Here is a 20,566-nt window from a genome sequence, read left to right as displayed (position 1 = left end):
TGACCTCAACCCCGGTTGGGGGAGCACAGTAGATCTCCCTCCCCCGCCCGGCGCGCGCATGACGACGCTCGATGTCCCCCGCTACCTGCAACGCCTGCAGCTGGATGCACCGCCACCGCTGACGCTGGCGGGCCTGACCCTGCTGCAGCAGCGCCACAACGCACTGCTGCCGTTCGAAACCCTCAGCTGCCTGCTGCGCGATGCAGTACCGATCGACCTGGACAGCGTGCAGCGCAAGCTGCTCGACGACCGTCGTGGCGGCTACTGCTTCGAACTCAACGGCGGCCTGCTGGCACTGCTGCAGGCGCTGGGCTTCGATGCACAGCCGTTGAGCGCGCGCGTGCTGCTGGCCGCCCAGGACGGCGAACTGACCGCACGCACCCACCTGCTGCTGCGCGTGCAGGTGGACGGCGATGACTGGCTGGTGGATGCCGGTTTCGGCAGCCTGACCCCGACCGTGCCGCTGCGGCTGCATGATCCGCAGCCGCAGGCCACGCCCCACGAGCGCTTCCTGTTGCAGCGCCTGCCCGGCGAAGGGGATTTCGTGCTGTCCGCCGAGTCCGGCGATGGCTGGCGGGCGATGTATCGCTTCGACCTGCACGCGCCGGCACCGATCGACAACGTCGTGGGCAACTGGTACGTGTGCACCCATCCCGATTCCAGTTTCCCCGGCCAGCTGCGTGCATCCCTGACCGGGCCGGACTGGCGACGCACCATCGGCAGCGGCAACTACACCGAGTACCGTCCCGGCCAGGCACCGGACAAGCGTCCGCTGCACGATGTGGGCGACGTGCGCGAAGTGTTGCAGCAGCGCTTCGGCATGCAGCTGCCGGACGACCCACGGCTGGACCCGGCGATCAACGACTGGCTGCAGCGCTCGCGCGCCGCGCCCTTGTAGAGCCGAGCCCATGCTCGGCTGCTGTTGGCCCAGCCGCTCCAGCTCAGCCGAGCATGGGCTCGGCCCTAAAGAACCACGCGCGCCTGCAGCGCAATGCGATTGCCTTCGCTGTCGGCGATCTCGGCCACGCGCCAGTCACCGGCATCGGCCGGGCCGAAGCGCAGCTCGGCCCCGGCCTGCAGCGCACGCTCGAGGCTGGCATCCAGGTCATCAACCCCGATGTAGATGCGCGCACCGTGGACGGAGGGCAGATAGTCGGCCCCCCGCACCAGCGCCATGCTGGCACCGGTGGCCTCATCGGCAAACGGCAGGTAGGCCATCCTGCAGTCGTGCAGCAGGATCGGTTCGTCCACCGCCACCTGCAGCCAGTGCTGGTAGAACGTGATGGCCCGGCCCAGGTCAGTGACCGGTATCTCGACGTGCAGGATGGGGTTCATGTCCGCAGGATAACCGGATGCTGACACTGCCTTGCAGGTCCGTACTGGCATGCTGGACCGCCCTTTCCCCGCGGAGTCCTGCATGTCCCTGGCCGATCATCGTGGTGCGCTGGCACCGCTGGGCTTCCTGCGCGTGGCCATCAACCTGGGCAATCCAGTACTGGCGCAGGGGGACGCGCGCTCACCGCGCGGGCCGTCACTGGAACTGGCCACGGCATTGGCGCAGCGCATGGGCGTGCAGGCACGCTTCACCTGCCACGACGCCGCGGCCGCGGTGGTCGCTGCAGCCAGCAAGGATGCCTGGGACCTGGCCTTCCTGGCCATCGATCCGGCGCGCGCCGACCGCATCGCCTTCAGCGCCCCCTATGTGGAGATCGAAGGCACCTACCTGGTGCGCGAGGACAGCCCTGCGCAGCAGGTGGCCGACCTGGACCGCGATGGTCTGCGCATCGCGGTCGGTCGTGGCGCCGCCTACGACCTGTTCCTCAGCCGCGAACTGCGCCACGCCATGATCGAGCGGGCCGAGACGTCGGCCGCTGCCATCACCCTGTTCGATCTGCAGCGCCTGGATGCCGCCGCCGGCGTGCGCCAGCCGCTGGCCGCCTGGGCGCAGGCGCATCCCGGCCACCGCGTGCTGGCCGACCGTTTCACCGTGATCCAGCAGGCGGTCGCGGCGCCGGCCTCGCGCCCGGCCGATGCATTGCAGGCGCTGTTCGAGGAAGTGGAGGCGATCAAGGCAGGCTCGTTGCTGGGCGAAGCCTTCGCCCGTGCCGGGCAGGCGGTTACGTTGGTACGGTGACCGCGGGACACACGCGGTCGAGCATGGCTCGACGCTATAAATGCGCGTCTGCCATGTGCCGGACGTGCTCGGCCGCCTGAGCGTGCAGCCAGTCGCGGAAGGCCAGGAAGCCGCGATGGCGGGCCGAGCGCTGCGGGTAGACCAGCCAATGCGGCCAGGCGGTTTTCAGTCGCAGGCTGGACAGCGCCACCAGTTGGCCGGAATCCAGCAGCAGGCGCGCCCGCGTCACCCGTCCCAGCGCTACGCCCACCCCGTCCAGCGCCGCACGGTGATGCGCCTCCGAATCATCCAGCACCGCCACGAAGCGCGGCGGCGGGTTCTGCCCACTCAGCGCGAACCAGGCGCCCCACGCGCCATCGGGATCCCCCAGCAGCGGCCACTGGTTCAGCGGCACGCGGTCGATCCCTCCCATGCGTTCGATCAGCGCCGGGCTGGCCATCGGCAGCAGCCACTCGTCGAACAGCGGCTCCACCACCAGGCCCGGCCACTGCCCGCTGCCCAGCCGCAGCGCGGCGTCGAACTGGCGCTGTCGCTCGAAGTCAATCAGGCGTTCACTCGACTGCAGGTTGATCTCGATCTGTGGATGCTCGGCAACGAAGTGCCCCAAGCGCGGCACCAGCCACGCCGACGCCATCGACGGTACCGCGCTGATCGTCAGCACGTGCTCGGCGCGTGCGGCATAGGGCTGGAAGGCCTCGTTGATCGCATCCAGATGCGGGCCGACCTGGTCGAGCAGGCGCTGCCCTTCCAGGGTGAGGGTGACGCCGCGTGGCTGGCGGACCAGCAGTGGCTGCCCCAGCCGCTCTTCCAGCTGGCGCATCTGATGGCTGAGCGCACTGACGGTCAGGCTCATCGACGCCGCTGCGCGTGACAGGTTGCCCAGCCGCGCGGCGGCCACGAAGCCCTGCAGGGCGTGAAGGGGCGGACGGGACATCAGGCTTGAATTCCTCTCAAGGCATGCTTGCGGAAATGTCGCTTTTTCCCGGTCAATGCTGCCCGTATCGTGCAATCCACTCAAGTGGAGGGACGCTCATGAACATCTACGGCAGCCTGTTGTTCCTGCAGGGCCACGTGGCCAACGCCGAACTGGCCCGGCAGCTGGCCTGCCCGTCCACCGGCTCCCCCACGGGTGCGCCGCAACCGGCCGCGCCGGTTCAGAAACCGCGTGGCCGTTGAACACGGCTCAACCTGCATACCAACGCTGGACGTGTTCAGGCAGCCATGGCATTGGGTCGATATCCAGCGCCCGGCAACCGTCGAGGGTGTCACGCAGCACGCGCTCGCCGGGGCCACCGGGCATGCGCAGGCCATCCTCTTCCGGAAGCTGCACCGCCGCCCAGTCGTGCAGCCGGTCCATGCGCAGGCGCTGGGCGGCCTGCAGCCAAGCCTTGAGCTGGAAACAGCGATAGCCCTGTGCGCCCAACGCATCAACCGCGAGCGACAACGCCTGGTTGGCACCACGCACCCATTCGGTGCGACCTCCGGCCTTGTCCTGGACCGTCATCGGCGCCGGCGCGCGGTGCGCCTTGAACGGCGAACGCAGCTGCAGCTCCAGATCACGCGCATCGCGCTCGCTCTCCGCTTCCACCAGCGTACCGGCATCAAGGTCGAAGAACTCGAACCAGCGCCGGTGCAATGCGCTGATGCGCCCGAGCGGATCGCGTGAAAAGCCGATCTTCGCGTAGTCCTCCCACGCACAGGGGAAGACGTAGGCGAAGACACGACCGTCGATGCGGATATGCGGCTGCATGTGCGCAGGCTGCCTCCACTGCAGCCCGGGCGCAACCGGGCGTTGCGGTGGGCGCCGCAGGGCTTTGGCAGTACGGCTTCATGCAGCCGCTTCGGACTATCCTCGCTGGCTGTCGCTGTCATCACCGCCACCATGCCTGCTCCTGCGCCTGCCCACCTGCCGGTCTCGTCCATCACCCTGGAAGCGGCAACCTTCGCGGTGGTCCACCAGCACAACGCGGACATCGCGCGGCAACCGGCCTCGCTGACCAAGCTGATGACCGCCTACGCCGCTTACGGATGCGTCGAAGAGAACGGTGGCACGTGGGACCAGGCGGTCACCATCGCCGCCGAGGATGTGCATGCCGTAGCCGATGATGAAACACGCATGGGCCTGGTGCCCGGCGAAACGGTCACGCTGGCGCGCCTGCTGGAAGGGTTGATGATCGTCTCCGGCAATGATGCGGCGCTGGCCATCGCACGCCATCTGGACGGATCACAGCCTGCGTTCCTGGGCCGCATGAACTGGCACGCGCGCCAGCTTGGCCTGCGCAGCACGCGGTTCGCCAGCGTGTCCGGCATCACCACCCCGCACCATGCCTCCAGCGCGCGCGACATGGCGGTACTCGCCGCCTGCCTGCTGAATGACCATCCGCAGATCCTGGCAATCACCGCGCAGCGCACGTTCGCGCATGGCCGCTTCAGCCGCAGCAACCAGAACGCCCTGCTTGGCGAAGACGGCGTGGATGGATTGAAGACCGGCTACACCCAGGCCGCAGGCTTCTGCCTGGCCGCCACTGCCTGCCGGGCTGTGCCCGGGCGGAACCTGCCGGTACGCCTGATCACCGTGGTGCTGGGCGCTGAAAGCCGCGACGCACGCGATGCCCTTGTGCGCGAGCGGCTGGCCGCCGGGTTTGCGGCGCTGGCCGACACCACCGCCGACGCCTGAGCGGATCAGCGTCGCTTGACCGTCGCCACGATCAAGCGCTGCAGCTCGGCCTCGGCGCCGGCCTTGTCCAGCGCGCCTGCCGCCACGGCTTCGGACAGGGCTTCGGCCGCACCGAGAATCGCCCAGCGTCCGGCCAGGGGGACCGTGCCATCGGCCGCAAACGGGCCCAGCCAGGTGTCGCAGTTGTCGATGAAGTCCTGCTGGTAGCGCCGACGTACTTCATGGAGTTCCGGCGCGCCCACCAGCGCAGCGAGGATGCCCTGCACTTCACTGCCCTGGCTGAGGACGCAGTCGATGTAGCCGGAGGCGATGGCCGCCGCACGATCGGCCAGCTGCGCCCTGGCACGGCCGATGCGCTCGTGGAAGACCACCGTCTGCCGCCCGTCATAGTCATCGTAGAGCGCGGCCAGCAGTCCGTTGCGGGTCACGAAGTGATCATAGGCCACCGGTTTGGTCACACCGGCCGCCTCGGCCAGCCGCCCCAGCGTCAATGCGTCGGTGCCTTCGTCGCCGACCAGCGCCCAGGCCACGTCCAGCAACTGGCGGGCGCGTTGCTCGCGGGTCAATCGGCGGCGCGTGGGTGCGGCGTTGGCAGGCATCGGTGGAGCACGGCGGTCAGCGCATCGGAGCACCGATTTTACGGCCGATCGCCAGCGCGGTCTGCAGATGCGCTTCGGCTGCACCGGAATCGGCGTCCAGCAGCAGGTCGGACGACAGCACGCGCGCGCCGCAGTAGTCGAAGATGCCCATGTCGATCTGGGTCTTCATCGCCGCACCGTAGCCGCGCCGTTCGATCATGTCCGCGCCAGCCCCGCCGATGCCGACCAGATGCACGCCCAACCGCTGCAGCTTTTTCTGCACCTTGCCATCGGCGCCGTCCTGGTAGGCCCAGCCCTGGGTGAACACACGATCGATCCAGCCCTTCAGCAGCGCGGGGAAGGACCACCAGTACAGGGGATAGACCAGTACCAGCGTGTCGGCAGCCTGCAGCCGCGCCTGCTCGGCGGCGACGTCAGCCGGAGTTGCGCCGGTGCCACGGAACAGCGCCTGGTCCTGCATGTTGAAGCGCGGATCGAAGCCTTCAGCCATCAGATCGGCGTGGGTCACGCTGTTGGCGGCATCCGACGCGGTGATGGCTTCGCCGATGCGCCTGGCGACGGCATGGGTCAACGCGCCGGGTTCAGGGTGGGCGGTAACGATGAGGGTGTGCATGGGGCATGTCCGGAGTTCACTAACTACCAATAGTAAGTAGTGTCGCCCGGGATACCAGCGCCATGCGTGGGACGCTGTTTCCGCATCCACCGTATAGTGCGGCGGTTCCCACTGAGCTGCCCGACGATGCACCGGTATCTGCTTGCCCTTCTGCTGGCCCTGCCGATGGCAATGGACGTTACGCCCGCGCTGGCCGGTGAACTCAGTCCGGAAGACTCGGCCGCATTGCGCAAGGAGGTGCAGGCGATGATGGGCGCCTTCGCCCGTGGCGATACCGAGCTGATCATCGCGCGTACCCATCCCAGCCTGAAGCAGCTGGCCGGTGGCGACGAGGCCTATGCGCGGGCGACCCGCGACACCGTGAAGGCGCTGCGCAAGGCCGGCGTCACCATCATCAGCGACGAGGCAGGCGTGCCGGGCCGCACCTATGCGGCCGGTGACGAGGAAGTCTGCTTCGTACCGCGCCAGTCACTGCTGCGCGTGCGCGAAGCGCCGATGCGCAGCACGTCATTCATGGTTGCTGTGCGACGCGTCGGTACAACGCAATGGCGCTATCTGGACGGCGCGGCGATGCTGGACAACCCGGCACTGCTGCGGCAACTGCTGCCGGCGCTGGAGCCGGGCGTGACGCTGCCCAGGGGTGGGATGGAAGCGCTGTAGTCGCAGGCGCGCGTCCATCCACGCCCGGGGTGGTCCATTGCAGGCCTGGGCATGTGTCAGCGGAACAGCGCGTTCAACGCCGCGCCCGAAGCCGCCTGCTGCAGGCCATCGAAGCGGCCGTCCTGCATGATCGGCTCGATGGCCTGCATCAGCCCACCCCACGCAGCTCGCGCCAGCGCACCGCCCAGGCTGACCCGTCGCACGCCGAGTGCGGCGATGTCCTGCAGGCTCAGCGGTGTCGGTCCACCCACCAGCAGGTTCACCGGCTTCGCCCCCGCAGCGGCAACCACCGCGCTGATCTGTTCGGGCGTGCTGATGCCCGGTGCATACAGCACATCGGCGCCGGCCTCGGCATAGGCGCGCAGGCGCTGCAGGGTGTCCTGCAGATCCGGCACGCCAACGAAGAAATTCTCGGCCCGCGCGACCAGCAGCACATCGCCCCCCGCGCGGTCGATGGCCGCACGTGCCGCACACAGTCGCTCGACCGCCTGCCCGATCGGCCGCAGCGGCGCATCGGCCACGCCGCTGGCGTCCTCGATCGACAGCGCCGCGATACCGGTGTCGATGGCCGCCGCCACCGCCTCGCCCACTGCCTGTGGCGTGGCGCCGAAGCCATCACCGAAATCGGCGTTCAACGGCAGCGGTGTCGCGGCCGCCATCAGCCGCAGATGTTCCAGTGTGGCCTGCAGCGAAACCGCCCCATCCGGCCGCCCTTCACTCCAGGCGCAGCCGGCACTGGTCGTGGCCAGTGCCTGGAAGCCCTGCCGCTGCAGGTAGCGGGCGCTGCCCACGTCCCACGGATTGGGCAGCACGAAACAACCTCGCGCATGCAGCTGGCGGAAACGCGCGCGCTTGCGCTGGGTGTCGGCATCGAGCGAGGTCATGGCGGGTTCCCGGGCGGCAGACCTTCACCCTAGCCCGCCGCCCGGTCGCGCTCAATGGCGATGCAGGCGGCCGTGCATGAGGTGATGCCGCCTGCTTATTGGACGCCGCCGGGTGCACTGCCCGAGCGTGCTTGCCTGCCACACAGTGCCCCACGGAGCCCCAGATGCACCCGGACCCGCAGACCCTGATCGACGCCGGCGACGATGACGCCCATTGGGCCGACCTGCTTTCACCCGCGCGCCGTCGCCTGATCGCGTCGGCCGGGTTGGCCGCTGGCGGCCTGGCCAGCGCGTCGGCTGCCGCCGCAGCCGCGCGCAGCGACAACGCCGTGAACACCACCGAACCCGGGCGACCCGGCTTCCGCGCCATCGTTCCGCCGGCGTCCGAGGGCCGCAGCCCATGGGGCCAGGCCACGGCCAGCGAGCCTACCCCGCGGCCGGCCAGCGTGCGCCCCGGCGAGGCCACGCTGCCCACCCGGCCACGTGCCTACACCGCCATCAAGAGCTACCACGCCCACATCTACTTCGACGAGGACAGCTTCGAGAAGGCCGCGCTGCTGCGGCGCTGGGCCGCCGAGCGCTTCCCTGTGGAGTTGGGCAACTGGAACCTTGAGCCACGCGGGCCGCACGTCACCCCGTCGTTCTATTTCGGCTTCACCAACGACCTGTTGCCGGTGCTGGTGCCCTGGCTGCAGCTCAACAGCCTGGGCCTGACCATCCTGATCCACCCCAATACCGGCGATGGCCGCGCTGACCATCTGCATTACGCGTTGTGGGTGAACCGCGCGCAGCCGGTCAATGCCTACAACTGGCCGGCGCCGAAGCCCGGGCAGCCGGAACCGCTGGAAGAGGTGTTCCCGAACGTGGTGCCGACGGTGCCGCTGGAGATCTGAGCGGCCGGGTGCCGGACAGCTCCATGTTGGGGCGCAGTGTGCTGCCACCGAACCCCGTCTCCCCGCATGGCGTGGATGCCGGCATCGTCGGCCTACGTGCACGCATCCCCGTCCAGCACCACGTTCAGCGCGCCTTGATCCAGCGCCCGCCATACGGCCGCAAGCGCTCCGGCAGATTTCAAACATACGATTGAAACGCTGCAAACTTCGCCGAACTGGACAGCATCCGCCGGTTCCGCCAGACTGCCGCCCTTTCCCGTCTTCCGGATCCCATGGCGAAGCTGCTGGTCCTGCACGGCCCCAACCTCAACCTGCTCGGCACCCGCGAGCCGGAGGTCTACGGCCACACCACGCTGGCCGACATCGACCAGGCCCTGGCTGCCCAGGCATCGGCCGCCGGACACACCGTGGAACGCCTGCAGTCCAACGCCGAGCATGTGCTGGTAGACCGCGTGCAGGCTGCGCGCAGCGACGGAACCGCTTTCATCCTGATCAACCCCGCCGCCTTCACCCACACCTCGGTCGCCCTGCGCGATGCGCTGGCGGCGGTGGCGGTGCCGTTCATCGAGATCCACCTGTCCAACCCGCATACCCGTGAGCCGTTCCGCCAGCACAGCTACTTCAGTGACAAGGCAGTGGGCGTGGTATGCGGTTTCGGTGCCGACAGCTACCGCTACGCGATGGACGCGGCGCTGCTGCGCGTGCAGGCGGCCAGCGCGTGAAGATGCCGCCGCGTGTGCTTGCCGGCATCCTGCTGTGGGCCGGTCTGTGCGGCGCCAGTGTCGCTGCCGAGCGCGCGGCCGCGGGCATCGACTGCGCACAGGCAAGCGGCGGCTACGAGCGCGACATGTGCGATTCCGATCGCCTGGATGATGCCGACAGCGCATTGAACGCCGTCTACGCGCAGGCGCGTGGCGAACTGAAGGCGCAGGCAACCGATGGCAGCTGCAGCCGCTGCGCGGCGGCCGAACAGCAGCTGGTGAAGGCCCAGCGCATCTGGATCACCTTGCGCGATGCAGATTGCGAGGCGGTGTATGCCTTCAATGCAGACGGCACCTCGCGCAACCCCGCGAAGATGCAATGCCTGATCACCCAGACGCGCGACCGTACGCGGCAGCTGCGCGAGTTCTACGAACTGCTTTGAACCGAGTGCAACCGCACTCTCCACCACACTGACATCACGAGCAAAGAGGCCACCATGGATCTCCGCAAAATCAAGAAGCTGATCGACCTGCTGGAAGAGTCGAATCTGGCTGAAATCGAAATCAAGGAAGGCGAAGAGTCGGTGCGCCTGTCGCGCGCCCCGGTGGCCGGCTATGCCGCCCCGGTCGCCGCGCCGGTGTATGCCGCTCCGGCCGCCCCGGCGCCGCAGGCGATGCCGATGCAGTCGCCGACCGAAGCCTCCACCGGCGGCAGCGCCAAGCCGGGCCCGGCACTGCCGGAAGGCCACGTGCTGCGCTCGCCGATGGTCGGCACCTTCTACGCCTCGTCCGCCCCGGACAAGCCGGCCTTCGTCACCGTGGGCCAGCAGGTCAAGGAAGGCGAAACCCTGGCCATCATCGAAGCGATGAAGATGTTCAACCCGATCGAAGCCGACACCTCCGGCACCATCGTTGCCATCCTCGGCGAGAACGGCCAGCCGGTGGAATTCGACCAGCCGCTGTTCGTGATCGGCTGAGGGGCGCGCCATGCTCGACAAAGTCGTCATCGCCAACCGAGGGGAGATCGCGCTGCGCATCCTGCGCGCGTGCCATACCCTCGGCATCCGCACGGTGGCCGTGCACTCCACGGTCGACCGCAACCTCAAGCACGTGGCCATGGCCGACGAGTCGGTCTGCATCGGTCCGGCGCCGTCGCCGCAGAGCTACCTCAACATCCCGGCCCTGATCGCGGCGGCGGAAGTCACCGATGCCCAGGCCATCCACCCGGGCTACGGCTTCCTGTCGGAGAACGCCGACTTCGCCGAACGCGTGGAAGAATCCGGCTTCATCTTCATCGGCCCCAAGGCCGACACCATCCGCATGATGGGTGACAAGGTCGAAGCCATCCGCGCGATGAAGGCCGCGGGCGTACCGTGCGTGCCCGGCTCGGGCGGCCCGCTCGGCGAGGACATCGTCGCCAACACCAAGATCGCCCGCGAGATCGGTTATCCGGTCATCATCAAGGCAGCCGGCGGTGGCGGTGGTCGCGGCATGCGCGTGGTGCACGCCGAAGCGTCGCTGAAGACCTCGATCGAAACCACCAAGAGCGAGGCCAAGGCCGCGTTCGGCAATGGCGAGGTCTACATGGAGAAGTTCCTGGAGAATCCGCGCCACGTGGAAATCCAGGTGCTGGCCGATGGACAGGGCAATGCCATCCACCTCGGTGAGCGCGACTGCTCGATGCAGCGCCGCCACCAGAAGGTGGTGGAAGAGGCACCGGCGCCGGGCATCACCGCCGAGCAGCGCGAGCAGATCGGCAAGGTCTGCGTGGAAGCCTGCATCCGCATCGGCTACCGCGGCGCGGGCACGTTCGAGTTCCTGTACGAGGACGGCCGCTTCTACTTCATCGAGATGAACACTCGCATCCAGGTGGAGCATCCGGTCACCGAAATGGTCACCGGCATCGACCTGGTGGCCGAGCAGCTGAAGATCGCCGCCGGCCAGAAGCTGTCGATCAAGCAGAGCGACGTGGTGCTGACCGGCCATGCCATCGAGTGCCGCATCAACGCTGAAGATGCTGAAACCTTCGTGCCGAGCCCGGGCACCATCACCGGCTTCCATCCGCCGGGTGGCCCCGGCGTGCGCGTGGACACCCACATCTACAGTGGCTACCGCGTGCCGTCGAACTACGACTCGATGATCGGCAAGCTGATCGTGCACGGCCCGGACCGCGAAACCGCCATTGCCCGCATGCGGGTGGCACTGAGCGAAATGGTGGTCGATGGCATCAAGACCAACATCGCTCTGCAGCAGCGGATCATGCGTGACAAGGGCTTCCAGGCCGGTGGCCAGAACATCCACTACCTGGAAAAGCGCCTGGCCGAGCGCAAGAACAAGCCGATCGCATTGACCTGATCGGCGCCAGGTGCTGGACATGAAAAGGGCGGGGATATCCCCGCCCTTTTCTGTTCCTGTAGAGCCGGGCCCATGCTCGGCTTGCCGCCAAGCACAGCCGAGCATGGGCTCGGCTCCACAGCGAGCACGTCAGCGCTTGTCGGCCACGTCGGCCGGAATCTGCGAATGGGCTAGCGGCCGCACGCCATTGGGCGAGGTCGGATCGACGATCACCATGGTTTCGGTCGAACCATCGGGCCACACCACCTGGAAGGTGCTGCCGGCCGGCAGTGAAGCGAATGGCATGCCACTCTGCGCGCGGTAGACCGCAGCGACCTGGCTGGCACCGGCGCGGCGCACGTCTTCCTGCGCCTTCACCGTGGTCAGCTCCACCTTCGACAGATGCCGGTAGCGGTCCTCGTAGGTATCGATCATCAGCAGGCCAACCGCCCCAGCCGAGTAGGCCACGAACAGCGCCACCCAGAACCAGAACTTGGCCCCATGCAGGAATCGACGGTAATTCATCGCCCGTCCCTCTTTCCAACCAATCGCTTGATCCATTCCTTCATTTTCCCAGCACCTTGCCGCGATACCGCAGCGTCATACACGAAATCCCGGAAATCCTGCGCTCCATCCTGCGAACAGATCCCTCCGTTCGCACAAAAATTGTTGACCAGCACGCTGTCCGCTCCACAGGCCAGGCCGAGTTCACAGGCCGCAAGCCGCCATGCAAGTTCACTGAGCTGCTCGCCCGCCACCAGCCCGTCAAGCGCGCGGTCACCGGCCGCACGCACGCCCATGCCTGGCGCGATGGCCATGTAGGCCTCGGGGTCGCGCGAGGTGCGCACGCGCTCGACCAGGTCGCGGCGGTACTCGGCACTGTCATGCAAGGGCTCGCCCTCGGCGAACAGCGACGCTTCCGCGGCCAGGTTGCCCTGCGCGGCCGCCTTGCGGCGTTCGGCCAGCACCAGCGCCGCGCCCAGCTTGTCGCCCGGCACGAAACCGCCACACCGCTGTGCCACCCGCTCGCGTGCCTCGATCATCGCCGGCGCCGCAGTCAGGCCCAACCCGCTCAGTACGTTGTTGTCCAGGCGGTAGCCACCCGGATCGAGTGCGTACTGCGCGCAATAGTCATAGACGCGGCTGAGCATCCAGCGCGCCTCGTGATTGCCGGTGTCGGCCTGTGCGCGCAGGCGCTGGGCGTAGGCATACAGGTCGCTGGCGTCTTCGATGTCGGCGCGCAGGTCCAGCGGCAGGCCCGACGGCAGCGTGTTGCCGCGCTCGAAAGCCGCCAGCCGCCGCGCCAGGGCTTCCGGCACCACCGGCAGCGGCGCTCCGCCGTCACGGCTGGCCATGGCCAGCGGCAGGTCCGGCGGCGCCGACGTCGACGCCACGCCCGCGGCATGGCCGCTGGCCCGATACCCGGCCACGCCCAGCACGGCCACCGCCGGCAGCACGAGCAACCAGGTTTTCAGGGTCGGAGCGAAGGCCATCGGCGGTGGTGAGCGTTCACGGCACACAGGAAAGCGCCGAGTTTAGCAAGGCCCGGCAGGCCTGTCTGAACTGCCCCCATTCATCTCAGAGCGGCATCTCAGGCAATACGGAGACGCCCCGATGGTCTAGCATTGCCCCCTTTCCCGCGACTGTCCCCACCGCCATGCCGTTCCTGGAACTGACCCTGCGCTGCACCGAAGCCACCCAGCCCCGCTATGAAAATGCGCTGGAGGACGTCGGCGCACTGGCCGTGACCCTGCTTGATGCCGAAGCCGACACCAGCAACGAACAGGCCATCCTCGAACCCGGCGTGGGTGAAACGCCGCTGTGGGACACCCTGGTGCTGAGCGCGCTGTTCCCCGCCGACAGCAATGCGCTGCTGCTGCTGGCCGCCCTGGAATCCTTCGACCCGGAACTGGACTGGAGCAATGGCAGCTTCCGCGCCGTCGAAGACGAAGACTGGGAGCGCGCATGGCTGGACCAGTTCCAGCCGATGGATTTCGGCAGCCGCACCTGGATCGTGCCGTGGAACCATGAACTGCCGGACGCTGCACAGGCCGCCGATGCCGCCGTGGTGCGGCTGGACCCGGGCCTGGCCTTCGGCTCGGGCACCCACCCGACCACCGCCCTGTGCCTGCGCTGGCTGGACCAGCTGGCCGTGGACGGCCAGCTGCAGGGCCAGCGCGTGCTCGACTTCGGCTGCGGCTCGGGCATCCTCGCGCTGGCCGCGCTGAAGCTGGGCGCCGCCGAAGCGATCGGCGTGGACAACGACCCGCAGGCGCTGGTCGCCACCGCCGACAATGCCGAGCGCAATGGCGAGCAGGCCCGCATGCAGGTGTACCTGCCGCAGGACGAACCGGTCGCCACCTACCCGATCGTGGTCGCCAACATCCTTGCCTCGGCGCTGGATGCGCTGGCCGAGCTGCTGGCCGCACGCGTCGCCGCCGGCGGTCGCATCGCCCTGTCGGGCATCCTGCAGGGCCAGGAAGGCGAACTGCTGCAGCGTTATGCCGCGTGGTTCGACGATCTGCAGGCCACCCAGGATGGCGACTGGATGCGCATCACCGGCACGCGCCGCGCCTGATCGTGATTGAATGACCGCTGGATCCGAGCCCGCGCCCTGAGCATGTCCGAGCCGAACCCGCCGCGCCGCCCTTTGGCCACCTTCCTGCGCCCCGCGTCGGAAGGCGAGGCCGCACCTGCGACCGACGCGCGCACGCCCGACCCGTCGGCGCATGACATCCCTGCCGCGAAGTCCGGGGACCCGGTCGACGCGGCGCTGCCGCCGATGGCGGAGACGCGACAGCTCGATGACACCGTCATCCTCGACGAAGCGACCGTGATCGAACCCGTCCTTGCCGTCCCGGCCGCGCAGGCGGTGGCCGGCGATGCGCCGAGCTTCCTGGGCACTTCGCGGCCGCGCGCGCTGCCGACGCCGCGCTGGCACTGGGTGCTGGTCGCCGGGCTGGCACTGCTGCTGGTACTGCAGAGCGTGCTGGCCGATCGTGCGCGCCTGGCCGCCGACGCCGGCAACCGCACCTGGCTGGGCGCACTGTGCGGCGTGCTGCGCTGCAGCCTGCCGGCCTGGCACGAGCCGACCGCGTTCACCATGACCAGCCGCGAGATCCGCCCCCTGCCCGGCCAGGCCGGTGTGCTGCAGGTGCAGGCCAGCATCCGCAACGATGCGCGCTGGGCACAGGCCTGGCCGGACCTGCGCCTGTCACTGTCCGATGCCGATGGCCGGGTGATCGGCAGCGGCGTGTTCACGCCCGCGCAATACCTTGGCGAAAGCCCGGCCACGACCGTGCTGGAACCGGGCCAGAGTGCGCGCATCGCGTTCCGCGTGCAGGAACCCGCCGCGTCCACCGTCGCATTCACCTTCGACTTCCTCTGACCAGGGTAGAGGCGACCAGCCGTGGCAGGTCGGGCACGCTCGCGCTAGACTGGCCGCCACCACCTCGTCCGGCCGCGCGCTCCGCGCGCACGGGCCAACCGAATCGGGAACCCCCTTGAACGCTGTCCTCTCTCGTCCTGACAACAGTCGTGGCGCTCCCCGGCCACCGCTGCGTGAACACGTCGCCCAGTCCGTGCGCCGCTACCTGCGTGATCTTGATGGCTGCGACGCGGACGATGTCTACGAGATCGTGCTGCGCGAGATGGAAATCCCGCTGTTCGTGGAAGTGCTCAACCACTGCGAAGGCAACCAGAGCCGCGCCGCCGCGATGCTGGGCATCCACCGTGCCACCCTGCGCAAGAAGCTGAAGGAATACGGCATCAGCGCCTGAGCGCGCGCGGGTAGTGCCGGCCGCTCGCCGGCAACCCCATGAACGATGGCAGGATATCGCAGTTGCCGGCCAGCGGCCGGCACTACCGGTAGATCCACGCCATGCGTGGATGCAGCCCCGGCGGGATCACCCGCCGCCGCCCGCCTTCCAGTAGTACCGCACCACATGGAAGAACACCGGCGCGGCGAAGCACACCGAATCGAGCCGGTCGAGCATGCCGCCATGGCCCTCGATCATGTGGCCCCAGTCCTTGATCCCACGGTCGCGCTTGATCGCCGACATCACCAGGCCGCCCCAGAATCCCATCAGGTTGATCAGCAGCGACAGGCCGAACGCCTGCAGCGGCGTGAACGGGGTGATCCACCACAGCGCCGCCCCAAGCGCGCTGGCGCTCAGCACGCCACCCACGAAGCCCTCCACCGTCTTCGACGGCGACAGCTTCGGCGCGATCAGGTGCCGGCCCAGCAGCTTGCCCCAGATGTACTGCAGCACGTCCGAGGACTGCACCACGATCACCAGGAAGGCGAACAGCAGCACGTTGCGCGAGGGGTCGTGACCGGGCACGTGCAGGTTCAGCAGCAGCGGCACGTGCGAGATGCAGAACACGCAGATCATCAACCCCCACTGCACCTTCGCGGTGCGCTCCAGGTAGTGCGTGGTATCGCCACCGATGGTCGACAGGATCGGCAGGAACAGGAACGCATAGACCGGGATCAGCAGCGTGTACATGCCGTACCAGTCGATCCACACCAGGTAGTACTGCCACGGCAGCACGATGTAGAACGCAGCCAGCAGCGCGTAGTAGTCGCCTGAACGGGTCGGCGCCAGGGTGATGAACTCGCGCAGCGCAAACAACGAAATGATCGCGAACAGCACGATCACCCCGGCGCGGCCGAAGAACAGCGCCAGCCCGACCACGATCGCCATCACCCACCATGCACGGATACGCGACACCAGGTTGGCGATCACCGCGCTGGGCTGACCGCGCTGGCGCCAGCGCAGGGTCTCGGCCACCAGCGTGGCCAGCACCAGCACCGCGCCGACGCCGGCAAACAGCAGGCCGGTCTGCTGGCCGACACTCTGCGTTGCCAGATCGCCAGATACATCCAGCACGAAACTCATGCACGACCTCCATTCGGCGCCAGGTCCAGCAGCGCCTGCCGGCTGCGGGCCAGGAATGCGGCCTTGTCCTCGTCGGCCTGCAGCCGCAGCGGCGTGCCGAAGGTGGCCGTGCACAGCAGCGGCAACGGCAGGAACCGCCCCTTCGGCATCACCCGCTTCAGGTTGTCGATCCATACCGGCACGAACTCCAGCTCGGGCCGTTGCCGCGCCAGGTGGTAGATGCCGCTCTTGAACGGCAACAGCGGTTCATCGCCGATATTGCGCGTGCCTTCCGGGAACAGGATCAGCGAGCAGTCTTCGTCCACCGCATCGCGCAGTACCTGCAACGGGTCCTGCTGGCGATGGCCGGCCTCGCGCTCGACCAGAACACCGTTGAACACCGCATCGATCAGGTAGCGACGCAGGCCATCACGCTGCCAGTACTCGGCCGCGGCCACCGGGCGCACCTGGCGCCGCAGTGCCGGTGGCATCGATGACCAGATCAGCACGAAGTCACCATGGCTGGCGTGGTTGCCGTAGTACACACGGCGCTCGCTGGACGGCGCGCAACCGATCCACAGCGCGCGTGCGCCGGTCACCACATGGATCGCACCACTGCAGGCGCGGGCAATCAGTTCGGCAAACATCGGTCACTCCCATTCACGTCTGCGGCCACACCACGGCCAGCACCAGCAGTGCGAACTGCACTGCGGTCAGCAGGTACTGGCGCAGCAGCAGGCGGCGCATGCCGGACCAGCGCGCATCCCAGCCACGCAGTGACGCATCGGGCGACGCGCGGCGCAGGCCACTGTCGTGCAGCAGCTGATCGATGCGGCGCGCGGCGGCTTCGCCCTCCAGGCCTTCATCGCGCAGCAGCTGCAGCAGGCTGGCATCCAGCCCCACCCGCCACGCGTGGTAGGCCTGTGCGATGCCCGCGGCAACACTGAGCAGCAACAGGCCGGCAGCGATCATCGCCAGCCCCGGCTCGGTGCCGAGCAGCAGCAGTGCCACCAGCAACATCCCCAGCGACAGCAGCGCCGGCCACCGCCCCTGGCGCAGCAGCAGCTGCATGGTCACCAGATCGGGAACCGTGCTCATGCGCGCGCTCCTGCCGCAGCAGTGATGGCATGCAGATGCGCCGCGTGCAGCACGATGCCGGGGCGTGCAGCCCGCACGATCGCCACTGCCGCGTTCGCATCGGCGGCACGACCACTGCGCAGCAGCCAGGTGGCGACGCTGGCGGCACTACGCGAATAGCCCAGCGCGCAGCACACCAGCAGCGGCCCCTGCACGCGCAGACGCTCGATGGCATCGGCCGCCTCGCGCAGCTGTTCCGGCGTGGGCACCACCAGGTCCAGCATCGGCACGCTGGCATACGCCGCGCCCGGCGCGCGGCAGGACAGTTCAGCACAGGTATCGACCACGCCGACCAGCGGTGTTGGCAACGCAGCACAGGGAATGCGTCCCAGCCACACGTCATCCATCACCGGCACCGGATGCGGCGCACGCCGCGTCCACAGCCGCGAATTGACCCAGGCTGCGCCCAGGTACGGCGCCAGCAGCCAGCGTGCCGCCATGGTCAGGCGACCATCGGCGCGCTTCTGGAACACCGCGGTACCCAGCCCGGCATAGGCCAGCGCCACCAGCAGCAGCGACACCACCGGCCACAGCAGCCACAACGCGGCGCCACGCAGAAGCACCACCGGCACCAGCAGTACAGCGGCCCCCAGCAGGTACACCCCTGCCAGGCGCCAGCGCTTGGCATCACGTGCCGTGCGCCATGCACGCAGCGGTGGCGTGCCCTGCTCCGGCCACAGCCACACGCACAACCAGCCGGCCAGCAGGCCGGTCGGGATATCGATGAAGTGATGCTGGAACGTGGTCAGCACCGAGACGCCGATCAACAGCGCCCACGCGTGCAGCACCCAGCGCCACACCCCGTGCAGGTACTGTGCGAACTTCACCCACAGCACGATCAGCAACACGATGTGCAACGACGGTGCCTGGTTGAACGGCTTGTCGAAGCCCAGCAGCACATCGAACAGCCAGCCGAACACACCGCCGATCTGCGGACGCTCGAAGCTGAAGCGCAGCGGCCACAGCAGGAAGCAGCTCACGGCGATCAGCTGTGCGCTCAACAGCCGCAATGCGTGCCGGTCCAGCTCCAGCCGTTGCCGGCACAGGAAGAACGAGACCGCGTAGAACAGGTCGATCGACCAGTACGGCACGATGGTCCATGGCACGAACGGGATGCGGGTCTCCCAGCCGAACGCCATCACCGGCAGGGTGGCGTGGCGGCCGGCCATCCAGTTGGCGAAGCCATAACTGGCGAAGAAGAACGGACCCAGCAGGGCCAGCCACAACAGGGCGCGCCGCCAGGGGCGCCCCTCTGCGGCCAGTGGGGATGCGGCGAGCGTCGCCATCACGCGGTCCGGCGCGCCAGCGATACGGTGAAGATGCCGAAGTCGTCGATGCGCTGCGCCACCTTCTCGAACCCGGCCAGGCGCACCAGCTCGTCCATCTCCTGCTGGGTACGGCGGCGCATCACCCACGCCGCGCCACCGCGGTGGCTGGTCAAGGCACGGGCAATGAATTCCAGCTGCGGGTGCCAGGGCTGGCCGGTATAGGCCAGGTAGCCACCCACCGGCACCGCTGCGGCAATGCCCTGCAGCGAGCGCAGCACGGCGTCGTTGTCGGGGAACAGTTCGTACAGGCCCGAAACTACCGCCAGGGTCGGCGCTGGATCGACCTTGGCCAGCTGTGCCGGGTCGAACGCATCACCCTGCTCGAAGCGCGCGATGTCGGCCGCGCCCAGGCGCTGGATCAACGCCTGGCCCTGGGTCACGTTCAGATCGCTGAAGTCGCGCAGCACGATGCGGTCGGCGCGCTGCTCGCCCTGGCCCAGTGCTTCCAGCACATAGCGGCCATGGCCGGCGGCCACGTCCAGCACCCGCACCGGCGTGCCCTGCCCGCGCAGGCGCTGTGCGGCGTCGCGCAGCAGTTCCTGCAGGTGCTGGCCACGCACGCGGATGCCACGCCAGCCGATCGCATCCAGGTAGTTGCGGTCGACCATCCGCCGCAATGGGCCCTTGCCGCGCGCCTCATTCCGGTAGATGTAGTCCAGCGTGCTACCGGAATCGAAACCGGTCTGCAGGCCCAGCGCGATGCCTTCGGACAGCGTGCCGCCGAAGCGCAGGCCGCCACGTACCACGCGCCAGCGCAGGTCGGCCAGGCTGTTGCGCTCCGGTGGCCAGGCCAGGATCTCCGATTCCTCGAAGGTTGGCCCGTGACGGTGCGCGTCGCGCCGTGACAGCTCGCGCAGCGGCTCGGCGAAACGCGCCTGGATGAAGCTGCGGATGCGCGCCAGTGCCGGTGCCCGATCGCGCTCGCCCAGCGTGTCGTGGAAGAAGCCCGGCAGATGCACACGCTCCTTGATCGGGCTGGACAGGCGCTCGTAGAAGCGGTCCTGCGGGCCACGGTGCACGACGAAATCCGAGCCGGACACCAGCAGCTGCACCGGTACGCTGATTGCCTGCGCATCGGCCACGATGCGGTCGGCCGCCTCGTACAGGCCCAGCAGCACGCGCACCGAAATCGGCCGGGTGATCAGCGGGTCGGTGCGATAGCTTTCCACCCGCGCCGGATCGTGGGTCAGCCACTGCGGCTTGACGTAGCTGTTGACGAAGAAGTTGCCACGCAGCTTCTGCATCAAGGCCAGGCCCGGCCGCGCGAACGGCACGTACAGCTTCACCTTGAACGCCGGCGAGGCCATGACCAGCGCGCGCAGGCGTGGCGCGTAATCGTGCACCCAGGTCGCGGCGACCACCGCCCCTACGCTCTGCGCGATCACCACGATGTCTTCCACCGCAATGCCGTGCTCGGCGCCGATGTGGGCGATGAAACTGTCCAGATCACGCACCAGCGCCGGGAAGCCCGGTGCATCGCCCCGTGCGCCCGGCGAACGGCCATTGCCGCGCGCGTCCCAGGCGAAGAAGGCGGTGTCGGGCAGGTCCAGCTCATCGACCAGGTGGGTGACCCGGCCGGAGTGCTCATGGCCGCGGTGCAGCAGCACGATGGCCTTGGTGGCCGGCGTTGCGGTGGTGCCCGCCCAGTACCGGTAGAACAGCGGTACCTGGTCGAAGCTGTGGAATTCCCGTTCCTGCGCCTGACGCATGCAATCTCCTGATTGTC

The 20,566-nt window shown here is 68.4% G+C and carries 26 protein-coding genes; 13 read left to right on the top strand and 13 right to left on the bottom strand.

What is annotated here, in order from left to right; translation table 11 throughout:
• The first annotated feature begins 58 nt into the window (after positions 1-58).
• Positions 59-898, top strand: a complete 840-nt coding sequence (locus AC5P98_RS07640; protein ID WP_049407913.1) for an arylamine N-acetyltransferase family protein — start codon at positions 59-61, stop codon at positions 896-898.
• Positions 899-963: 65 nt separating this feature from the next.
• On the opposite strand, the gene AC5P98_RS07635 is transcribed toward AC5P98_RS07640, so the two are convergent.
• On the bottom strand, positions 964-1,335 hold the full coding sequence (locus tag AC5P98_RS07635) for a VOC family protein (protein ID WP_014648601.1): 372 nt from the start codon (positions 1,333-1,335) through the stop codon (positions 964-966).
• An 82-nt stretch (positions 1,336-1,417) separates the two neighbouring features.
• Here AC5P98_RS07635 and AC5P98_RS07630 point away from each other — a divergent pair, with 82 nt between their 5' ends.
• On the top strand, positions 1,418-2,134 hold the full coding sequence (locus AC5P98_RS07630) for a transporter substrate-binding domain-containing protein (protein WP_014648602.1): 717 nt from the start codon (positions 1,418-1,420) through the stop codon (positions 2,132-2,134).
• A 34-nt stretch (positions 2,135-2,168) separates the two neighbouring features.
• On the opposite strand, the gene AC5P98_RS07625 is transcribed toward AC5P98_RS07630, so the two are convergent.
• Positions 2,169-3,068, bottom strand: coding sequence for a LysR substrate-binding domain-containing protein (locus tag AC5P98_RS07625; RefSeq protein WP_032959086.1), 900 nt, complete (start codon positions 3,066-3,068; stop codon positions 2,169-2,171).
• A gap of 98 nt (positions 3,069-3,166) precedes the next feature.
• Between AC5P98_RS07625 and AC5P98_RS07620 the strand changes: the two genes are divergently transcribed.
• Positions 3,167-3,310 (top strand): hypothetical protein, encoded by a 144-nt coding sequence (locus AC5P98_RS07620; RefSeq protein WP_162838509.1) that lies wholly within the window; start codon positions 3,167-3,169, stop codon positions 3,308-3,310.
• 7 nt (positions 3,311-3,317) lie between these two features.
• On the opposite strand, the gene AC5P98_RS07615 is transcribed toward AC5P98_RS07620, so the two are convergent.
• The gene (locus AC5P98_RS07615; protein WP_032959085.1) at positions 3,318-3,884 is read right to left on the bottom strand and encodes a GIY-YIG nuclease family protein; all 567 of its coding nucleotides are present in this window, start codon (positions 3,882-3,884) and stop codon (positions 3,318-3,320) included.
• A 132-nt stretch (positions 3,885-4,016) separates the two neighbouring features.
• Here AC5P98_RS07615 and AC5P98_RS07610 point away from each other — a divergent pair, with 132 nt between their 5' ends.
• Positions 4,017-4,811: a D-alanyl-D-alanine carboxypeptidase family protein gene (locus AC5P98_RS07610; RefSeq protein WP_046432803.1), complete on the top strand. Its 795-nt coding sequence runs from the start codon at positions 4,017-4,019 to the stop codon at positions 4,809-4,811.
• 5 nt (positions 4,812-4,816) lie between these two features.
• On the opposite strand, the gene AC5P98_RS07605 is transcribed toward AC5P98_RS07610, so the two are convergent.
• Positions 4,817-5,410, bottom strand: coding sequence for a TetR/AcrR family transcriptional regulator (locus tag AC5P98_RS07605; protein WP_111205593.1), 594 nt, complete (start codon positions 5,408-5,410; stop codon positions 4,817-4,819).
• Positions 5,411-5,426: 16 nt separating this feature from the next.
• Complete coding sequence (locus AC5P98_RS07600; RefSeq protein ID WP_495229928.1) at positions 5,427-6,023, bottom strand: NAD(P)H-dependent oxidoreductase; 597 nt, start codon at positions 6,021-6,023, stop codon at positions 5,427-5,429.
• Between the two features lie 126 nt (positions 6,024-6,149).
• On the opposite strand from AC5P98_RS07600, the gene AC5P98_RS07595 reads away from it, so the two are divergent.
• Positions 6,150-6,683, top strand: a complete 534-nt coding sequence (locus AC5P98_RS07595; RefSeq protein WP_049407907.1) for a hypothetical protein — start codon at positions 6,150-6,152, stop codon at positions 6,681-6,683.
• A gap of 56 nt (positions 6,684-6,739) precedes the next feature.
• On the opposite strand, the gene AC5P98_RS07590 is transcribed toward AC5P98_RS07595, so the two are convergent.
• Positions 6,740-7,567, bottom strand: coding sequence for an isocitrate lyase/PEP mutase family protein (locus AC5P98_RS07590; RefSeq protein WP_049407905.1), 828 nt, complete (start codon positions 7,565-7,567; stop codon positions 6,740-6,742).
• 164 nt (positions 7,568-7,731) lie between these two features.
• Here AC5P98_RS07590 and AC5P98_RS07585 point away from each other — a divergent pair, with 164 nt between their 5' ends.
• The 5 genes from AC5P98_RS07585 (at position 7,732) to accC (ending at position 11,516) form a co-directional block, all read left to right on the top strand.
• Positions 7,732-8,460, top strand: a complete 729-nt coding sequence (locus AC5P98_RS07585; protein ID WP_049407903.1) for a DOPA 4,5-dioxygenase family protein — start codon at positions 7,732-7,734, stop codon at positions 8,458-8,460.
• Positions 8,461-8,732: 272 nt separating this feature from the next.
• On the top strand, positions 8,733-9,182 hold the full coding sequence (aroQ, locus tag AC5P98_RS07580) for a type II 3-dehydroquinate dehydratase (protein WP_032959080.1): 450 nt from the start codon (positions 8,733-8,735) through the stop codon (positions 9,180-9,182).
• Entirely contained in the window at positions 9,179-9,604 is a 426-nt protein-coding gene (locus tag AC5P98_RS07575) for a lysozyme inhibitor LprI family protein (protein WP_032959079.1), read from the top strand. The genes aroQ and AC5P98_RS07575 overlap by 4 nt, the downstream gene beginning before the upstream one ends.
• A 54-nt stretch (positions 9,605-9,658) precedes the next feature.
• Positions 9,659-10,138 (top strand): acetyl-CoA carboxylase biotin carboxyl carrier protein, encoded by a 480-nt coding sequence (gene accB / locus AC5P98_RS07570; protein WP_005419696.1) that lies wholly within the window; start codon positions 9,659-9,661, stop codon positions 10,136-10,138.
• 10 nt (positions 10,139-10,148) lie between these two features.
• Entirely contained in the window at positions 10,149-11,516 is a 1,368-nt protein-coding gene (gene accC, locus AC5P98_RS07565) for an acetyl-CoA carboxylase biotin carboxylase subunit (protein ID WP_014648613.1), read from the top strand.
• A gap of 129 nt (positions 11,517-11,645) precedes the next feature.
• Here accC and AC5P98_RS07560 read toward each other — a convergent pair whose 3' ends face one another.
• Both AC5P98_RS07560 and AC5P98_RS07555 read right to left on the bottom strand, forming a co-directional pair.
• Positions 11,646-12,020 (bottom strand): hypothetical protein, encoded by a 375-nt coding sequence (locus AC5P98_RS07560; protein ID WP_032959077.1) that lies wholly within the window; start codon positions 12,018-12,020, stop codon positions 11,646-11,648.
• A complete protein-coding gene (locus tag AC5P98_RS07555) occupies positions 12,017-12,988 on the bottom strand; it encodes a hypothetical protein (protein ID WP_049407901.1) in 972 nt (323 codons plus the stop codon). Before AC5P98_RS07555 ends, AC5P98_RS07560 begins: the two co-directional genes overlap by 4 nt.
• Before the next feature lie 164 nt (positions 12,989-13,152).
• Between AC5P98_RS07555 and prmA the strand changes: the two genes are divergently transcribed.
• From prmA to fis, 3 genes are all read left to right on the top strand, one after another.
• Complete coding sequence (gene prmA / locus AC5P98_RS07550) at positions 13,153-14,073, top strand: 50S ribosomal protein L11 methyltransferase (RefSeq protein WP_014648616.1); 921 nt, start codon at positions 13,153-13,155, stop codon at positions 14,071-14,073.
• Between the two features lie 42 nt (positions 14,074-14,115).
• Positions 14,116-14,883, top strand: coding sequence for a DUF3426 domain-containing protein (locus tag AC5P98_RS07545; protein ID WP_049407899.1), 768 nt, complete (start codon positions 14,116-14,118; stop codon positions 14,881-14,883).
• A 115-nt stretch (positions 14,884-14,998) separates the two neighbouring features.
• Positions 14,999-15,274: a DNA-binding transcriptional regulator Fis gene (gene fis / locus AC5P98_RS07540; RefSeq protein WP_005419706.1), complete on the top strand. Its 276-nt coding sequence runs from the start codon at positions 14,999-15,001 to the stop codon at positions 15,272-15,274.
• A 126-nt stretch (positions 15,275-15,400) separates the two neighbouring features.
• On the opposite strand, the gene AC5P98_RS07535 is transcribed toward fis, so the two are convergent.
• Genes AC5P98_RS07535 through AC5P98_RS07515 form a run of 5 tightly spaced genes read right to left on the bottom strand, consistent with a single transcriptional unit; the run spans position 15,401 to position 20,549 of the window.
• Complete coding sequence (locus AC5P98_RS07535) at positions 15,401-16,396, bottom strand: phosphatidate cytidylyltransferase (RefSeq protein ID WP_014648618.1); 996 nt, start codon at positions 16,394-16,396, stop codon at positions 15,401-15,403.
• Complete coding sequence (locus AC5P98_RS07530) at positions 16,393-17,022, bottom strand: lysophospholipid acyltransferase family protein (protein ID WP_014648619.1); 630 nt, start codon at positions 17,020-17,022, stop codon at positions 16,393-16,395. The genes AC5P98_RS07535 and AC5P98_RS07530 overlap by 4 nt, the downstream gene beginning before the upstream one ends.
• A gap of 13 nt (positions 17,023-17,035) precedes the next feature.
• Positions 17,036-17,473, bottom strand: a complete 438-nt coding sequence (locus tag AC5P98_RS07525; protein ID WP_049407897.1) for a hypothetical protein — start codon at positions 17,471-17,473, stop codon at positions 17,036-17,038.
• Complete coding sequence (locus tag AC5P98_RS07520) at positions 17,470-18,798, bottom strand: phosphatase PAP2/dual specificity phosphatase family protein (RefSeq protein WP_049407895.1); 1,329 nt, start codon at positions 18,796-18,798, stop codon at positions 17,470-17,472. The genes AC5P98_RS07525 and AC5P98_RS07520 overlap by 4 nt, the downstream gene beginning before the upstream one ends.
• Positions 18,798-20,549, bottom strand: a complete 1,752-nt coding sequence (locus tag AC5P98_RS07515; protein WP_495229927.1) for a bifunctional alpha/beta hydrolase/class I SAM-dependent methyltransferase — start codon at positions 20,547-20,549, stop codon at positions 18,798-18,800. The genes AC5P98_RS07520 and AC5P98_RS07515 overlap by 1 nt, the downstream gene beginning before the upstream one ends.
• Positions 20,550-20,566: the final 17 nt, after the last annotated feature.

This window comes from Stenotrophomonas sp. YJH_SMC_135 (assembly GCF_059372355.1).
The sequence above is the reverse complement of the archived record's forward strand: the minus strand, read 5'-3'. Positions and strand labels throughout refer to the sequence as shown.

Excerpts from the sequence above, each read along its gene's own strand:
- AC5P98_RS07530 (WP_014648619.1), bottom strand. The coding sequence starts at position 17,022 with ATGTTTGCCGAACTGATTGCCCGCGCCTGCAGTGGTGCGATCCATGTG.
- AC5P98_RS07535 (WP_014648618.1), bottom strand. The coding sequence starts at position 16,396 with ATGAGTTTCGTGCTGGATGTATCTGGCGATCTGGCAACGCAGAGTGTC.
- prmA (WP_014648616.1), top strand. The coding sequence starts at position 13,153 with ATGCCGTTCCTGGAACTGACCCTGCGCTGCACCGAAGCCACCCAGCCC.
- AC5P98_RS07515 (WP_495229927.1), bottom strand. The coding sequence starts at position 20,549 with ATGCGTCAGGCGCAGGAACGGGAATTCCACAGCTTCGACCAGGTACCG.
- AC5P98_RS07615 (WP_032959085.1), bottom strand. The coding sequence starts at position 3,884 with ATGCAGCCGCATATCCGCATCGACGGTCGTGTCTTCGCCTACGTCTTC.
- AC5P98_RS07610 (WP_046432803.1), top strand. The coding sequence starts at position 4,017 with ATGCCTGCTCCTGCGCCTGCCCACCTGCCGGTCTCGTCCATCACCCTG.
- accC (WP_014648613.1), top strand. The coding sequence starts at position 10,149 with ATGCTCGACAAAGTCGTCATCGCCAACCGAGGGGAGATCGCGCTGCGC.
- AC5P98_RS07520 (WP_049407895.1), bottom strand. The coding sequence starts at position 18,798 with ATGGCGACGCTCGCCGCATCCCCACTGGCCGCAGAGGGGCGCCCCTGG.
- AC5P98_RS07545 (WP_049407899.1), top strand. The coding sequence starts at position 14,116 with ATGTCCGAGCCGAACCCGCCGCGCCGCCCTTTGGCCACCTTCCTGCGC.
- AC5P98_RS07640 (WP_049407913.1), top strand. The coding sequence starts at position 59 with ATGACGACGCTCGATGTCCCCCGCTACCTGCAACGCCTGCAGCTGGAT.
- AC5P98_RS07620 (WP_162838509.1), top strand. The coding sequence starts at position 3,167 with ATGAACATCTACGGCAGCCTGTTGTTCCTGCAGGGCCACGTGGCCAAC.
- AC5P98_RS07525 (WP_049407897.1), bottom strand. The coding sequence starts at position 17,473 with ATGAGCACGGTTCCCGATCTGGTGACCATGCAGCTGCTGCTGCGCCAG.
- AC5P98_RS07590 (WP_049407905.1), bottom strand. The coding sequence starts at position 7,567 with ATGACCTCGCTCGATGCCGACACCCAGCGCAAGCGCGCGCGTTTCCGC.
- AC5P98_RS07585 (WP_049407903.1), top strand. The coding sequence starts at position 7,732 with ATGCACCCGGACCCGCAGACCCTGATCGACGCCGGCGACGATGACGCC.
- AC5P98_RS07635 (WP_014648601.1), bottom strand. The coding sequence starts at position 1,335 with ATGAACCCCATCCTGCACGTCGAGATACCGGTCACTGACCTGGGCCGG.
- AC5P98_RS07605 (WP_111205593.1), bottom strand. The coding sequence starts at position 5,410 with ATGCCTGCCAACGCCGCACCCACGCGCCGCCGATTGACCCGCGAGCAA.
- AC5P98_RS07560 (WP_032959077.1), bottom strand. The coding sequence starts at position 12,020 with ATGAATTACCGTCGATTCCTGCATGGGGCCAAGTTCTGGTTCTGGGTG.
- AC5P98_RS07630 (WP_014648602.1), top strand. The coding sequence starts at position 1,418 with ATGTCCCTGGCCGATCATCGTGGTGCGCTGGCACCGCTGGGCTTCCTG.
- AC5P98_RS07625 (WP_032959086.1), bottom strand. The coding sequence starts at position 3,068 with ATGTCCCGTCCGCCCCTTCACGCCCTGCAGGGCTTCGTGGCCGCCGCG.
- aroQ (WP_032959080.1), top strand. The coding sequence starts at position 8,733 with ATGGCGAAGCTGCTGGTCCTGCACGGCCCCAACCTCAACCTGCTCGGC.
- AC5P98_RS07600 (WP_495229928.1), bottom strand. The coding sequence starts at position 6,023 with ATGCACACCCTCATCGTTACCGCCCACCCTGAACCCGGCGCGTTGACC.
- AC5P98_RS07555 (WP_049407901.1), bottom strand. The coding sequence starts at position 12,988 with ATGGCCTTCGCTCCGACCCTGAAAACCTGGTTGCTCGTGCTGCCGGCG.
- accB (WP_005419696.1), top strand. The coding sequence starts at position 9,659 with ATGGATCTCCGCAAAATCAAGAAGCTGATCGACCTGCTGGAAGAGTCG.
- AC5P98_RS07595 (WP_049407907.1), top strand. The coding sequence starts at position 6,150 with ATGCACCGGTATCTGCTTGCCCTTCTGCTGGCCCTGCCGATGGCAATG.